This is a genomic window from Thermococcus sp. 101 C5 (genome assembly GCF_009372125.1).
In the GTDB taxonomy this organism is placed as follows: domain Archaea; phylum Methanobacteriota_B; class Thermococci; order Thermococcales; family Thermococcaceae; genus Thermococcus_A; species Thermococcus_A bergensis.
The window spans coordinates 52,494-65,850 of record NZ_WHIZ01000001.1 but is presented as its reverse complement, the minus strand read 5'-3'; the positions used below and the strand labels follow the sequence as shown (position 1 = coordinate 65,850).

The window sequence follows — 13,357 nt, the reverse complement described above, 5'->3', positions numbered from 1 at the left end:
TAAGAAAACTAAGAACGCTCCAGGTGGTTTTGGTAGTAAGAAGAGAGACAGAGTGTTTTCTGAAGAAGAGTACAGGCATAGGAATCCTCATGAGGGGTTCTGGGGTGCGTTTACAACGTGGTTTGGCAGTAGGATCCCCTGTTTTCTGAAAAAGACTACTGTAACCCGAATCCTGCTTGGGGTAATGTGTTATGGTCTGAAAATCCTCCTCAGAGTCAAATACTGTTTAAATAACAGGGGGTGAAACTAAACACGCCCCATCAAAGCCAAAACCATATACTACGCCCCAACTTGCAGTATTATTTGTGGTAATAGCCACATATAGGTACTGTTCATCGTATGAAACGTAGAGCTTGTCCAAATCCGCTCCATCTGGACCATCAAGATTGCTTACTCCCACAACCTCATAGCCTGCCCAGTCGCTTAAATCCCCGTCAATAGTCTTAGGAACGATGTATATTTCAGCTAGGTCAGTGAAGTAATCAGTGTCTCCCCATTCATTAGGATTATCTTTTACAACGGAGCTTTCTGGAAGAGCATCCACTGCAGATCCTTCACCCCCTGTTACCCATACAATAACAGCAATTTTGTTTGTTTTTCCTCCAATAGCGTTCCATGGTATCTTTATTTCGAGAGTCTTTAAACCCACAGAGCTATCTCCACTCCATCCAAAACTTCCGCCTACCTCTCCAATTGTTTTGTATTCCCAATGATCTCCTACCCAAGGTAGAAAAGCAACATTTTCTTGTCCCTCCACTGTAGGCTTTGCTTGCGAATCGTCCCACCAAGTGTATAGTTCATAATCAATGGCATAATTGCCACTAAAACTTATACTTCTTCCCCAAGCATCACTTGTTCCAGTGTATCCATTTCCACTATCAGGATCCACATCAATTCCAATTCCATACGCCATTCCCCAATTGGCTTTATTGTTAGCTTCTAATGCTATATAAAGATACTGATCGTCATAAGACACATAGAGAGAGCTTAGGTTTCCACCATCTACTCCATAGCCAAGTTTGTCTTTTGCTACAAGATCGAGAGTTCCCCAATCACCTAGATTTCCATCAATAACTTTTGTCCCATAGAGGGCACTAGCAAATTTTGCTGCTGGCACTAGACTAAGAACCATCAAAAAAACAATCCACAAAGACGCACTCCTCTTCATCTTTATTCACCCCGGGTGATATTTGTTCACCCTAGTTGATATATGAGCATAAAATATTTATATATCTTTCCCACTATCACTCTTAGTGATAACGATTTATGGAGGTGCAGGAATGGAAAGAATAAACTTCATATTTGGCATTCATAATCATCAGCCATTGGGCAACTTTGGCTGGGTGTTTGAAGAGGCATACAACCGCTCTTACAGACCCTTTATGGAGATTTTAGAGGAATTCCCGGAGATGAAAGTAAACGTTCACTTCAGCGGGCCGCTTTTGGAATGGATTGAAGAAAACAAGCCGGATTATCTCGACCTTCTCAAATCCCTCATAAAGAGGGGTCAGATTGAGATCGTCGTGGCAGGGTTTTACGAGCCAGTGTTAGCGGCCATTCCAAAAGAAGACAGATTAGTTCAGATAGAAATGCTAAAGGACTATGCAAGAAAGCTCGGCTATGATGCAAAAGGTGTGTGGCTCACAGAGAGGGTATGGCAGCCGGAACTGGTAAAGTCGCTTAGAGAGGCTGGAATCGAGTACGTAGTCGTTGATGATTATCACTTCATGAGTGCTGGATTGAGCAAAGAAGAACTCTTCTGGCCGTACTATACGGAAGACGGTGGAGAGGTCATAACAGTATTCCCCATAGATGAAAAATTGCGCTATTTGATACCCTTCCGTCCGGTTAAGAAGACCATTGAATATTTAGAGAGTCTTGCAAGTGATGACCCCTCAAAGGTAGCTGTGTTCCATGACGACGGCGAAAAGTTCGGAGTATGGCCGGGCACTTATGAATGGGTCTATGAAAAAGGATGGCTTAGAGAGTTTTTTGATGCAATTACAAGCAACGAAAAGATCAACCTCATGACTTACAGCGAGTATTTAAGTAAGTTCACTCCAAGAGGACTTGTGTACCTCCCAATAGCATCATACTTTGAGATGAGCGAATGGTCTTTACCGGCAAAGCAGGCAAAGCTCTTCGTGGAGTTTGTAGAAGGGCTGAAAAAAGAGGGGAAGTTTGAAAAGTACCGCGTCTTTGTCAGGGGCGGTATATGGAAGAACTTCTTCTTCAAATATCCAGAGAGCAACTTTATGCACAAAAGAATGCTCATGGTAAGCAAAGCCGTGAGAGATAACCCCGAAGCTAGAAAATACATTCTCAAAGCACAGTGCAATGACGCATATTGGCACGGCGTCTTTGGAGGAATTTATCTGCCTCACTTGAGAAGAACTGTGTGGGAGAACATAATAAAAGCCCAGAACCACCTAAAGCCAGAAAACAAAATACTTGACGTTGATTTTGATGGAAGAAAAGAGATTATGGTTGAAAACGAGGGCTTTATTGCCACGATAAAACCCCATTACGGAGGCAGCATTTTTGAACTAAGCTCAAAGAAAAAAGCCGTAAACTACAACGACGTGCTTCCGAGAAGATGGGAGCACTACCATGAGGTTCCGGAAGCCGCTACACCAGAGGAGGAAAGCGAAGAAGGTGTTGCAAGCATACATGAGCTCGGAAAGCAAATTCCAGAGGAGATAAAGAGAGAGCTTGCCTATGACTGGCAACTAAGGGCTATTTTGCAAGACCACTTCATCAAACCAGAAGAAACTCTCGACAACTATCGCCTTGTAAAGTACCACGAGCTCGGTGATTTCGTTAACCAGCCCTACGAGTATGAGATGATAGAAAACGGAGTAAAGCTGTGGCGTGAAGGAGGCGTTTATGCAGAGGAAAAAATCCCTGCAAGAGTAGAGAAGAAAATAGAACTAACGGAAGACGGTTTCATTGCAAAGTACAGAGTCTTGCTTGAAAAACCCTACAAAGCTCTCTTCGGAGTAGAGATTAACCTAGCAGTACACAGCGTTATGGAAAAGCCAGAAGAGTTTGAAGCAAAAGAGTTTGAAGTGAATGACCCATACGGCATTGGAAAAGTCAGGATAGAGCTCGACAAGGCTGCAAAGGTTTGGAAGTTCCCGATAAAAACGCTCAGTCAGAGTGAGGCCGGATGGGACTTCATACAGCAGGGAGTAAGCTATACAATGCTTTTCCCAATCGAAAAGGAGTTAGAGTTCACGGTAAGGTTCAGGGAGCTTTGACCTTTCTTTTCTATTATACCTCAGATAGGGAGGCCTCCATCATCCATCAGGGCCCGAAAGGTTCTTCATCATCGGTATTGGCTATTTTAAGGGTGACGGGCTCTTCCAGACCCCAGAATTTACAGAAGGAGCATTTTTCTCCCTGGGCGGGCATTCCACAGAGCTTACATTCCTTGAGCTCTATCTCCCTAAGCTCGGCTTCAAATAAGTGTCTTTTCCTCAGGTAGCCCTTGACAAAGTTTATCTTAGTCCCGGGTCTTTTTTCTTCCATTTCGTTCAAAATTTCCTTGTACTCTATTGTCGTAGCTCCTCTCGCATGGGGGCATTCATCAACTATATACTCCAACCCCACTGCGAGGGCATATGCCACAACTTCCCTCTCGGTGAGCTCGTAGAGGGGCTTGACCTTTCTTACAAACTTCCCCTCTCCCGGTAAAACCGGCCCCTGCTTCGCAAGGTATTCAGTATTCCAGTTCATGAGGTTGGAGAATATAAAGCTCGCCTCATCATCCAGGTTATGGCCCGTTGCAATGACGTCAAAGCCGTTGTCATAGGCAAACTTGTTGAAGAGATACCTCTTCGTAAGGCCACAGTAGGAACAGGTGGGTCTTCTCGTTCTCACCTCGCCGATTCCTTTTCCAAGAAGCTCCCTGACGTTAACCACGTGAAGAGGGGCACCTATAATCCTGCACTGTTCCCTAGCATATTGCTCACTTTTTTCTGAATACTCCCCTATGCCAAGGTTTATATGTAGACATTCCACATTGTAACCGAGCTTCTTTAGAACGTAAGCCGTTACTGCGGAATCCTTTCCCCCGCTAATAACCACAAGGACTTTTTCATCCGGCTTGAGGAGTTTGTATTTCTCGATTGTCCTCTTGACTTTCCTCTCAAAATACTCCACAAAGTGATCAGCGCAAAGATACATTTTTGGATAATGGAGTTTTATAAACGCTTTCTCTCCACAAACTCTGCACCTCATGATCTCACCAGAATGAGAAAAAGAAGAACAAATTTAAACCTTTGCATTCATGCCTCCAAACTCTCAACAGCTTTCTTCCAGTTACCTGGCTTTTTGAAGCTCCTCTCCGTGTAGAGGCCTTCCTTGATCAATATTCCTCTCGCTGCCAAAAGGCCCGTGGCAGCCGCGTTAACTATATCCCTGCTCAACCCAGCTCCATCACCTGCGGCAAATATGTTCTCTATGCTGGTTTCAAGAAGATCATTAACTTCAACCTGCATTGCATAGTACTTTATCTCTGGAGCGTAGAGCAAGGTGTGGTCGCTTGCAACACCGGGGATTACCTTATCAAGCTTTTCAAGTCCCTCAATTATGTTCGTCACAACTCTGTGGGGCAATGCCATCGCTATATCTCCCGGAGTAACGTGCTTTAATGTTGGTTCAACGTCGCTCTTCCTGATTCTGCTCCATGTGCTCCTTCTTCCCCTCTTCAAATCCCCAAGTCTCTGAAGTATTGGCCGTCCTCCCCCGATGGTGGTTGCGAGCTGTGCTATGCTCTTGCCGTATGCTGTTGTATCCTCAACCGGCTCGGTTAGCTCTATTCTTGTGAGAAACGCAAAGTTTGTATTGTTGCTCTTTTTGTCTCTCATGGAGTGGCCGTTTACGCCAACGTAGCCGTCATATTTTTCTTCGACAACAAAGCCGTTTGGATTGGTGCAGAAAGTCCTCACAAAATCATCGTAAGTGTCTGTGTATATGTGGAACTTCGGGTCGTGGTTTATCCTCGTTATGGGCTCCATTATTATGGCTGGAACTTCAACCCTAACACCCACGTCTATTGGGCCGTGTCTGGCATTTAGCCCAATCTTTTGAGCAACGTCGTGGAACCACTCCGCCCCCCCTCTGCCGGGGGCGACTATTATGTATTTGGACTTTACTGTGAAGATATCTTTTCCTTTTCTCGCTATGACCTCACCCTTTCTGAACTCCTCGACCTTCGTCCACAAGATAAACCTTACGCCTTTGGCTTCTAGGTGATCTTTAATGCTCTTTATGACTTCTTTTGTGTGGTCTGAACCGATATGGCGCTGAATTATTGGTATGAACTTTACCCCAGCTTGAGCGGCTCTTCTTTCCCATTTCCTGATTTCGTCTTCGTTGCCCTTATAAACGCCCTTAGGAGCTCCGTGCCTCAAGAAGATCTGGTCAACTTCCCACACAAGCTGCCAGGAATAGTTCTCATCTTTTGTAAGGTCAGTCAAGTTTCCCCCGATGTCCGGTCGTAGGTTTATGGTTCCATCACTAAGTCCACCAGCACCACCAACACCACTCATTATGTGGCAGGGCTTACACTCAATGCAGTAACAGAGTTCGTCCATCGGGCATGTTCTCTGCTCTATGTCTCCACCTTCGTCAAAAACTGCAATTTTCAAATCGCTTTTTTCTGCAAGCTCATAAGCCGCAAAAAGGCCTGCTGGACCTGCACCTATTATAACAACATCAAACCTTTCATCAAAATTCATATTTCCCTTACCGATATTTGGGTATGACCACTTTATAAATTTTTGCCTGATACAAGGTTAAGAAGAGCTTTTCCCTCTGGATTTTTGCTTTGTATATGTACATAGCAACCACGTGGAGAGATTCTGCTTTACAGCTAGGAGAAAATTTTAAGTGGAAATCAAACAAAAATTATAGGGGGTAAATGTGAACGACCCTTTTCCAAGCAAACCTCAAAACGTGAAAAATAAAAAGATATCGATAATCATTGGCAAAAAACGACATATAATGCTTCAAAGAAAAGAAGAGCTAAGCCACAACATCAGGTACATCTCTAAAGTCCCGGTCAAGCTTGTTATGGACAGGGAATTTTTGACAGTACATCCCGAGGACCCCCTAACAGTCCTAATTGACAAATTCACAAGCGAAGAGACTTCTGCCGTAGTTGTGGGCGAAGATGGGAGGCTCCTCGGGTTCATAACGATGAAAGACCTTCTGCACTTTTTTACAACACCGAGAAGATATTCAGTCGTTGGCTTAGGCTTACTGAAAAAATACACTTTAACCCGCGCTTCCAGAGTAGAGGACATAATGGTGAGGAAGCCCATAACCATTCATGTAGATGACAACCTCGGGCATGCTATTAAACTCATGACGGAGACCGGGAAGCACCATCTGCCCGTAATAGATGATAACAAAAAGGTTCATGGCTTACTGGAAGTTAAAGACATAGTACGGCTTATTAGGATTGTCGCGCTTTAATCAGCGGGAGATGATAGCATGGACGTGTTCCTCGAACTTGCAGTTATCCTAATAGTTGCCAAAGTGTTTGGATATCTAGCAACAAAAATAAAAATGCCCGGGGCTCTCGGTCAGCTTATTGGGGGAATACTTATTGGTCCCTCCATTCTCAACATAGTAAGTTATTCCGAAGGAGTTCATTTAATAAGTGAGATGGGAGTGATTTTGTTACTCTTTCTTGCCGGTCTCGAAACGGATGTTGAAGAATTCAAGAGCGTTGGAGTGCCCGCTTTTCTTATTGCCAGTGGTGGAGTTGTAGTTCCTTTCATGATGGGCTATTACATATCAAAATGGTTTGGATATGGGAGAACCGAAGCTCTGTTTCTGGGAAGTGTTTTAACAGCCACAAGCGTTGGGTTAACTGCTAGTATATTGATGGAGATGAAAAAGCTCCGCACGAAGGAAGGAACCGCTATTTTAGCTGGTGCTGTCGTTGATGATGTCCTTGGAATTATAGTACTCACAGCCCTGATTGCCATGCACAGAAAGGGACATGTCTACATAGAAGACTTGGGAATTTTAATTGGTGAAATAGCAGTGTTCTTTATAGTGAGCTGGCTTGTTGGAAGACCAGTTGTTAAGGAACTTTTGCTACTTTCAGAAAGGATCGATTTGCCGGAAACCTTAACAGCATTTGCCCTCGCGGTAACCCTCATTTTTGCATACATAGCCGAGCAGTTTAAGATAGCAGGGATAACCGGGGCGTATTTAGCGGGAGTATTAATAGCACAAACAGACGAAGCAAAGAGAATAACTGACAGAATGATAACTATCTCTTATTCCCTCTTCGTTCCTGTTTTTCTTGTGGGGATTGGAATAAAGACTGACGTAGAGATTCTCCTCCATACAGGGATGTTTGCAATTCTGTATTCAATAATAGCAATAATAGGAAAGATTGCGGGATGCGGAGTTGGTGCATTAATAGCTAGATTTAAACCTAAAGAAGCCCTCAGGGTTGGTGTTGGGATGATTCCCAGAATGGAAGTTGCGCTGATTATGGCGAACGTTGCCCTTACCGAGGGTATTTTTGACAAAGGGATATTCTCAATTCCCGTTACAATGGTAATCCTGACAACGTTTGTAACTCCCCCACTCTTGAAGTGGGTGTTCTCGAGGGACTAGTATGGAAACGCTCCTCATGCTGGCATTGATGCTGGCTACAGCAAAGCTCCTTGGGTGGGTATTTGAAAGACTAGGCCAGCCCATTGTTCTCGGCCAGATTCTTGGAGGCTTGATTATAGGAATTTTTGCAGAGAGTACTGAGATAGTCAGGGAGTTTTCAAACCTTGGAGTTCTGTTACTTCTATTCCTCGCGGGAATAGAAAGCGATCTGCAGGAGTTTAGAAGGGTTGGAAGACCGAGTATCCTCGTTGCTGGAATTGGGGTGCTCTTTGCGTTTATATTGGGATTCCTAATAGCATACCCATTTGCTGGATTTCAAGAAGCTTTGCTCTACGGTGCATTGATAACTCCAACAAGCGTCAGCATAACCGTAAGGGTTCTAATGGAACTTAGAAGGCTCAGAACAAGAGAAGGCACAACTATTCTGGCAGCCGCGGTTGTTGATGATGTCCTTGGGATTCTCATTCTCACAATGGTCATTTCACTTTTGCGTGAAGGCAGTATAGACTACAGAACTATTATGGAGATTATTGTAGAAGTAAGCGGTTTTCTGGCGATATTCCTTTACCTCGGCCCCATATTTGCGGAAAAGGCTTTTAAGAGAATTTCACGTATAGATTTGCCCGAATCAACGACTGCATTTGCAATTGTGTTTTTGATACTCTTTGCCTATATGGCCGAACACCTAAATCTGGCGTCCATCTTAGGGGCGTATATGGTAGGTCTCACTATAGGGCAGACAAGCTACAAAAAACAGGTTGAAGACCATGTAAGTATTTTGGGTTATTCTTTGTTCATACCCATCTTTTTTGTTGAGGTCGGCATGAGAATCGAACTGACCTATGTATTTCACGCAAGCATCTTTGCAATTCTCTATACTGTTATCGCGGTAGTAAGTAAAATAATTGGATGTGGCCTTGGAGCATATTTAGCGGGCTTTGACATCAAAACCTCTTTGCGAATAGGTATCGGAATGATTCCAAGGCTTGGGGTGGAGCTTGCCATGCTAACCATAGCACTTTCAAGTGGAGTTATTGGTTCAGAGGCACTGACTATAGCAATCTTCATGGTATTTGTAACAACTATGTTAACACCTCCTTTGCTTAAATTGGCATATAAGCACTGACTAATTGAACTTATGAAAGTCAAAGATGAGTTCTTTGGAACTTTTGAAAGAAAAACTATTATATTTTAAAAGACATAACTACCTCCAGGTGAATCTTGTGGTGTATGCACTCATTAAGGAGGAGATATCAAACGGGAAGCTGATAGATGTGGTGGTGCTGATAGGAGATAAAGAAAGGATAAACGAATTCATTTATGAAAACATTCATAAATTCTACAAAGAAGGAGGGAGCTTTCTAAAGCGGAAAGAAACAGAGGATAGGCTCTATGAAGTATGGGAGCTCCAAAAACCGGATGGAGATATCATTGAGTTACGATTTTATGTATTCGGGGACGAAAACATAGACTCCATCAGTATAATTAAATGAGAATTGGTGCGGTGGCCGGGATTTGAACCCGGGTCACCGGCTTGGGAGGCCGGTGTCCTAGACCAGGCTAGACTACCACCGCTCAAGAGAAATAATGAGAAAAGGGTTTAAAAGCTTTACTTTAAGCGCTCTAGAATTATAGCAGGACAAACCTTTGTAACACCGTCAATTTTTCCGATTTTGTTTGACATTATATCCGCGAGATCCTCCCCGTCTTTTGCCCATATTTCCGCCATTATCATGTGATCGCCACTTGAAAGATAAAGCTCCTTAACAAACTCGAATTCTTTCAATTTGCTGGCAACCTCAAACAGCTTTTCTGGCTTTGTGTCAACTCCAGTCAGGCTTATCAAATTATATCCAAGCTTTTGGGGGTTTACTTTGATTGTATACTGCTGGATTATACCCTTCTCTTCAAGAGCCCTAACCCGCTTTCTTACAGCTGTCTCACTTATACCCAACACCTTGGCTATTTCCGTGAAAGGTGTCCTCGCATCCTTTGTCAGCATCTCAATTATAACCCTATCTTTTTCGTCTAACATACATCTCACCTCATTGTTATTTTGTCGAAACATATATATTAACTTTTTGAACTCTAAAGTTCTCCCTTCAAACTTAGTTTTGCTATGAGCTCAACATGTGGAGTATGGGGAAACATGTCGAGTCCAATTATGCTCTCCAGAGAATACCTCTCTTTAAGCTTTTCTACGTTCTCAGCAAAAGTTTTTGGGTTGCAGGAGACGTAGACCAGATTCTCTGGTGAATCCTTCAAAATCTTTCTTATGAGCTTTGGATGCAAACCTGCCCTCGGAGGATCTACTATAACGGTGTCGTAAATGCCAAGGTTTTCAACATCTTTATCTGCACCAACTCTAAATTCAGCCTCAACATTGTTTATTTCAGCATTTTTCTTTGCCATACCAACTGCGAAGGGGTTTATCTCAACGCCCTCTACTTTGAACCCTCTCTTGGCAAGGTATATTCCAAAGGTCCCCACACCAGAATATAGGTCGAGAACTTTTTCACCCTCAACGAATTCAGCTGCATTTTTTAGAAGGTTGACAGCTTGATATGAGTTTGTCTGGAAAAATGAGTTCGGGTGAATCAGGTAAACAACATCGTCAAGCTTTTCTCTGATGAACTCATTTCCCCAATTTTTCTTGGGCTCTCCGTAGGACACATCACTCTTACTATCGTTAATACTCCAGTAAAGGGAATCAGCAAAATCAAAATACTGACTTATTTCTTCGGGCAACTCTCCAGAAGAAGTTACTAAGTTCACCATTAGCTCTCCTGTAAATTTTCCCTCCCTGAGCACAATATATCTTAAAAATCCCTCACTCTTTTTCAAATCCCAAAGCTGAATTCCAAAATCCTCCACAAACTCCCTCAGAGCACTCAGGGCAGTCCTGCTCTTTCCCCCAAACACTTTGCATTCTTCAATTTCAACAACATCCCACCAGCTCCCCCTCCTTCTAAACCCTATTCCATTCGTCGTCGTTGCAACGTCAATTCTGTTTCTATGCCCGTAGATTTTTGGAGAGGGAAGCACTTCAACCTCAACCTTGAGAAGACGGGCAAGTTTCTCTTCTTTAAACTGGATCTGTTCCCCATAGGGGACGTGTTGAAGCAAACAGCCCCCGCATTGCCCGAAATGTGGGCAAACCGGCTCTACCCTATTTGGAGAAAGTTCAACTATCTCGTAGTCATGGGCAACGAGCTTTTTCTTCTCCCTGTGCCATCCTTTAATTTCAACAACATCACCTGGAGAAGTGAACGGGACAAGTATATTCTTTTTCCCGACCTTTACTTCCCCAAATCCTTCCTCACTTAGCCTTTCTATCTTCGCTCTCATGGTTCAATGTTTTTGGGATGTATATAAAAAGATGCCGCTCAAGGTTAGAAGAATTTCTAAAATATCTTGTCACCGTGCCAACCGGTATGGGACAACCCTTATTAGGGATGAGAGAGTAATATTAATGGTGTTTTCGTGATGGTTGTCAGAAAGGATGTTGTATATAAACTTCTTGCAACCAAGAAAAAAGCCATTTCTCTGCAGAAGTTGAGCGAAGAGCTCGAAACCCCCACTTCTTACCTTTTGAACACCTTAAAACATCTAGAGTCCGAAGGGCTTGTTGAAATATCCTTCGGGGAGAAAAAAGCTACAATAATGGTAAAAGCAAAAACTATCGAAGATTATTTTTAATCCCTTCCCTGCTTTTCTTTATATTTGAGCAGCTCTCCTACTGTCACAAGAGGTATCAGCTGGTAACCTTCTTTTAATAGGGCTTCCTTTGCACCTTCCTCCCTATCGACCACCACCATAATTGCAATCACTTCAGCCCCTTCTTTCTCTAAGACTTTTGCAGCTCTTAAAACGCTATTTCCCGTCGTTGTAACGTCTTCAACTAAGAGAACCCTGTCTCCAGATTCCACTACCCCCTCAATCTGCCTCCCTGTCCCGTAGCTTTTTTTCTCTTTACGCACTATTAAGAGGGGCTTTTCTGTCTCCAATGCCAACGAAACGGCTATAGGGACAGCTCCAAGTTCCGGCCCGGCTATTTTGGCATACTCAATGCCCAGCTCTTCCGCCTTAGACTTCATAAGGGAAGCAATAAGCTTCAAAGCTTTTGGGTTGGTTATCAGCTTTTTGATGTTTATGTAATAGTTACTTTCTTTTCCAGAGCTCAGAATGAAGTGGCCGAACTCTATGGCTTTCTCTTTGAATATCATCTCAATTAGTTGGCCTTTTTCCTTTAACATCTCCATGTAAATCACCTTCTCTTACCCTAGACATATTAAACAAAAAATTTATAAATCTTTGCAGAGTTAATTTGGTCGGGCTTTATGCGGTTTCAAGATGTGATTAGCATAGATGATTTTAGAAAAGAAGACATAGACTATGTTTTGAAGGTTGCAGAAAGACTCGAAGAGGAGCTCAAGAGAGAAGGAACCCTTAAATACGCAAAGGGAAAAATTCTGGCAACTCTTTTCTTTGAGCCGTCAACAAGGACAAGGCTGAGCTTTGAAAGCGCAATGCACAGACTTGGCGGAGCAGTTATAGGGTTTGCTGAGGCATCAAGCACAAGCGTCAAAAAGGGAGAAAGTCTAATTGACACAATAAGGACCGTAGAAAACTATGCAGACGTAATAGTCATAAGGCATCCGCGAGAAGGGGCAGCAAGGTTGGCCGCTGAGGTTGCGGAAGTGCCGGTGATAAACGCCGGAGATGGGGCAAATCAGCACCCCACGCAAACCCTGCTTGACCTCTACACAATCAAAAGAGAATTCGGAAAAATAGACGGGCTCAACATTGCTCTTCTTGGAGATCTCAAGTATGGAAGAACCGTGCATAGCCTGGCAAAAGCTCTCTCCTACTACAACGTCAGGCTTTACTTTGTAGCGCCTAAGGGCTTGGAGATGCCAAGGCACATAGTTGAAGAAATATCAAACAAAGTTGAAATAGTGGAAACCAGCGATCTGGGGGCTGTAATCCCTGAAGTTGATGTGCTATACGCAACGAGAATTCAGAAAGAGAGGTTCCCGGATCCAGAGGAGTACAACAAAATAAAGGGCTCGTACAGAGTAGATTTGAAAGTTCTTGAGATGGCCAAAGATACGCTAAAGGTAATGCACCCATTGCCGAGGGTTGACGAGATATCCTATGAAGTGGACAACACAAAGCATTCCGCGTACTTCAGGCAGGTATGGAGCGGGGTTCCGGTGAGAATGGCTCTTCTCGGCATCGTCCTGGGGGTGGTAGAATGAAGGAGCTGAAGGTCTCAGCGATCAACAAAGGGACCGTTATAGACCATATTCCGGCCGGCAGAGGTCTGAAGGTTCTTGAAATCCTAAACTTGCCAGAAGACAGCACAATACTCGTAGCAATAAACGTGAGAAGCGAAAAACTTGGGAAGAAAGACATCATAAAAGTTGAAGGAAAAATACTGAGCGAGGAAGAGGTCAACAAAATAGCCCTCATAGCCCCGAGTGCCACCGTGAACATAATAGATAACTGGGAAGTCGTAGAGAAGAGAAATGTTGAAGTGCCGGATGAGATAGTTGGAATAATCAACTGTGCAAACCCCAACTGCATAACACACTACGAAGAGGTAAAGCCAAAGTTCAAAGTAATCTCAAAGAGGCCGCTCAAGCTGAAATGCTACTACTGTGAGAGGACAATGGAAGAGGACACTGTGCTTAAAAATCTGCTGTGATGG

At 43.5% G+C, this 13,357-nt stretch carries 15 protein-coding genes and 1 tRNA gene; 9 read left to right on the top strand and 7 right to left on the bottom strand.

The features are described 5' to 3' along the window. Nucleotides 1–244: hypothetical protein (locus tag GBV73_RS11210; RefSeq protein WP_216643929.1), on the top strand; the 244-nt coding region annotated here is incomplete at its 5' end. On the opposite strand, the gene GBV73_RS00370 is transcribed toward GBV73_RS11210, so the two are convergent. Next, nucleotides 227–1,168, bottom strand: a complete 942-nt coding sequence (locus GBV73_RS00370) for a hypothetical protein (protein WP_152878679.1) — start codon at nt 1,166–1,168, stop codon at nt 227–229. The genes GBV73_RS11210 and GBV73_RS00370 overlap by 18 nt on opposite strands. Before the next feature lie 112 nt (nt 1,169–1,280). Between GBV73_RS00370 and jtg the strand changes: the two genes are divergently transcribed. Then, nucleotides 1,281–3,260: a 4-alpha-glucanotransferase gene (gene jtg / locus GBV73_RS00365; RefSeq protein WP_152878678.1), complete on the top strand. Its 1,980-nt coding sequence runs from the start codon at nt 1,281–1,283 to the stop codon at nt 3,258–3,260. Between the two features lie 46 nt (nt 3,261–3,306). On the opposite strand, the gene GBV73_RS00360 is transcribed toward jtg, so the two are convergent. Both GBV73_RS00360 and GBV73_RS00355 read right to left on the bottom strand, forming a co-directional pair. Continuing rightward, nucleotides 3,307–4,242: a TIGR00269 family protein gene (locus GBV73_RS00360; protein ID WP_004067290.1), complete on the bottom strand. Its 936-nt coding sequence runs from the start codon at nt 4,240–4,242 to the stop codon at nt 3,307–3,309. 47 nt (nt 4,243–4,289) lie between these two features. Beyond that, nucleotides 4,290–5,744, bottom strand: a complete 1,455-nt coding sequence (locus GBV73_RS00355) for an NAD(P)/FAD-dependent oxidoreductase (protein ID WP_152878677.1) — start codon at nt 5,742–5,744, stop codon at nt 4,290–4,292. 265 nt (nt 5,745–6,009) lie between these two features. Here GBV73_RS00355 and GBV73_RS00350 point away from each other — a divergent pair, with 265 nt between their 5' ends. The 4 genes from GBV73_RS00350 to GBV73_RS00335 all read left to right on the top strand — a co-directional run bounded on the left by GBV73_RS00350 (nt 6,010) and on the right by GBV73_RS00335 (nt 9,137). Then, nucleotides 6,010–6,483 carry an HPP family protein gene (locus GBV73_RS00350; protein WP_152878681.1) on the top strand — a complete coding sequence of 158 codons (474 nt, stop codon included), beginning with the start codon at nt 6,010–6,012 and terminating at the stop codon, nt 6,481–6,483. Nucleotides 6,484–6,501: 18 nt separating this feature from the next. Next, the gene (locus tag GBV73_RS00345; RefSeq protein WP_152878676.1) at nt 6,502–7,644 is read left to right on the top strand and encodes a cation:proton antiporter; all 1,143 of its coding nucleotides are present in this window, start codon (nt 6,502–6,504) and stop codon (nt 7,642–7,644) included. A 1-nt stretch (nt 7,645) separates the two neighbouring features. Next, on the top strand, nt 7,646–8,770 hold the full coding sequence (locus GBV73_RS00340; RefSeq protein ID WP_152878675.1) for a cation:proton antiporter: 1,125 nt from the start codon (nt 7,646–7,648) through the stop codon (nt 8,768–8,770). A gap of 97 nt (nt 8,771–8,867) precedes the next feature. Continuing rightward, a complete protein-coding gene (locus GBV73_RS00335) occupies nt 8,868–9,137 on the top strand; it encodes a hypothetical protein (protein ID WP_042697211.1) in 270 nt (89 codons plus the stop codon). 4 nt (nt 9,138–9,141) lie between these two features. Here the strand turns inward: GBV73_RS00335 and GBV73_RS00330 are convergent. The 3 genes from GBV73_RS00330 to rlmD form a co-directional block, all read right to left on the bottom strand. Then, nucleotides 9,142–9,219: transfer RNA gene (locus GBV73_RS00330), tRNA-Gly, on the bottom strand. Nucleotides 9,220–9,253: 34 nt separating this feature from the next. Next, complete coding sequence (lrpA, locus tag GBV73_RS00325) at nt 9,254–9,679, bottom strand: HTH-type transcriptional regulator LrpA (protein WP_004067285.1); 426 nt, start codon at nt 9,677–9,679, stop codon at nt 9,254–9,256. Nucleotides 9,680–9,732: 53 nt separating this feature from the next. Then, the gene (rlmD, locus tag GBV73_RS00320) at nt 9,733–10,992 is read right to left on the bottom strand and encodes a 23S rRNA (uracil(1939)-C(5))-methyltransferase RlmD (protein WP_152878674.1); all 1,260 of its coding nucleotides are present in this window, start codon (nt 10,990–10,992) and stop codon (nt 9,733–9,735) included. Nucleotides 10,993–11,130: 138 nt separating this feature from the next. Between rlmD and GBV73_RS00315 the strand changes: the two genes are divergently transcribed. After that, nucleotides 11,131–11,343, top strand: a complete 213-nt coding sequence (locus GBV73_RS00315; protein ID WP_042697217.1) for an Rrf2 family transcriptional regulator — start codon at nt 11,131–11,133, stop codon at nt 11,341–11,343. On the opposite strand, the gene pyrE is transcribed toward GBV73_RS00315, so the two are convergent. Further along, nucleotides 11,340–11,906, bottom strand: coding sequence for an orotate phosphoribosyltransferase (gene pyrE / locus GBV73_RS00310; protein ID WP_052315863.1), 567 nt, complete (start codon nt 11,904–11,906; stop codon nt 11,340–11,342). The two genes, GBV73_RS00315 and pyrE, sit on opposite strands and share 4 nt — an antisense overlap. A 78-nt stretch (nt 11,907–11,984) precedes the next feature. On the opposite strand from pyrE, the gene pyrB reads away from it, so the two are divergent. Both pyrB and pyrI read left to right on the top strand, forming a co-directional pair. Continuing rightward, nucleotides 11,985–12,905 carry an aspartate carbamoyltransferase gene (gene pyrB, locus GBV73_RS00305; protein ID WP_042697218.1) on the top strand — a complete coding sequence of 307 codons (921 nt, stop codon included), beginning with the start codon at nt 11,985–11,987 and terminating at the stop codon, nt 12,903–12,905. Next, nucleotides 12,902–13,354: an aspartate carbamoyltransferase regulatory subunit gene (gene pyrI / locus GBV73_RS00300; protein ID WP_042697220.1), complete on the top strand. Its 453-nt coding sequence runs from the start codon at nt 12,902–12,904 to the stop codon at nt 13,352–13,354. The genes pyrB and pyrI overlap by 4 nt, the downstream gene beginning before the upstream one ends. Nucleotides 13,355–13,357 lie beyond the last annotated feature (3 nt).

Coding starts and splice junctions, on each gene's coding strand:
- GBV73_RS00370 (WP_152878679.1), bottom strand. CDS start 1,168: ATGAAGAGGAGTGCGTCTTTGTGGATTGTTTTTTTGATGGTTCTTAGT.
- jtg (WP_152878678.1), top strand. CDS start 1,281: ATGGAAAGAATAAACTTCATATTTGGCATTCATAATCATCAGCCATTG.
- GBV73_RS00360 (WP_004067290.1), bottom strand. CDS start 4,242: ATGAGGTGCAGAGTTTGTGGAGAGAAAGCGTTTATAAAACTCCATTAT.
- GBV73_RS00355 (WP_152878677.1), bottom strand. CDS start 5,744: ATGAATTTTGATGAAAGGTTTGATGTTGTTATAATAGGTGCAGGTCCA.
- GBV73_RS00350 (WP_152878681.1), top strand. CDS start 6,010: ATGCTTCAAAGAAAAGAAGAGCTAAGCCACAACATCAGGTACATCTCT.
- GBV73_RS00345 (WP_152878676.1), top strand. CDS start 6,502: ATGGACGTGTTCCTCGAACTTGCAGTTATCCTAATAGTTGCCAAAGTG.
- GBV73_RS00340 (WP_152878675.1), top strand. CDS start 7,646: ATGGAAACGCTCCTCATGCTGGCATTGATGCTGGCTACAGCAAAGCTC.
- lrpA (WP_004067285.1), bottom strand. CDS start 9,679: ATGTTAGACGAAAAAGATAGGGTTATAATTGAGATGCTGACAAAGGAT.
- rlmD (WP_152878674.1), bottom strand. CDS start 10,992: ATGAGAGCGAAGATAGAAAGGCTAAGTGAGGAAGGATTTGGGGAAGTA.
- GBV73_RS00315 (WP_042697217.1), top strand. CDS start 11,131: ATGGTTGTCAGAAAGGATGTTGTATATAAACTTCTTGCAACCAAGAAA.
- pyrE (WP_052315863.1), bottom strand. CDS start 11,906: ATGGAGATGTTAAAGGAAAAAGGCCAACTAATTGAGATGATATTCAAA.
- pyrB (WP_042697218.1), top strand. CDS start 11,985: ATGCGGTTTCAAGATGTGATTAGCATAGATGATTTTAGAAAAGAAGAC.
- pyrI (WP_042697220.1), top strand. CDS start 12,902: ATGAAGGAGCTGAAGGTCTCAGCGATCAACAAAGGGACCGTTATAGAC.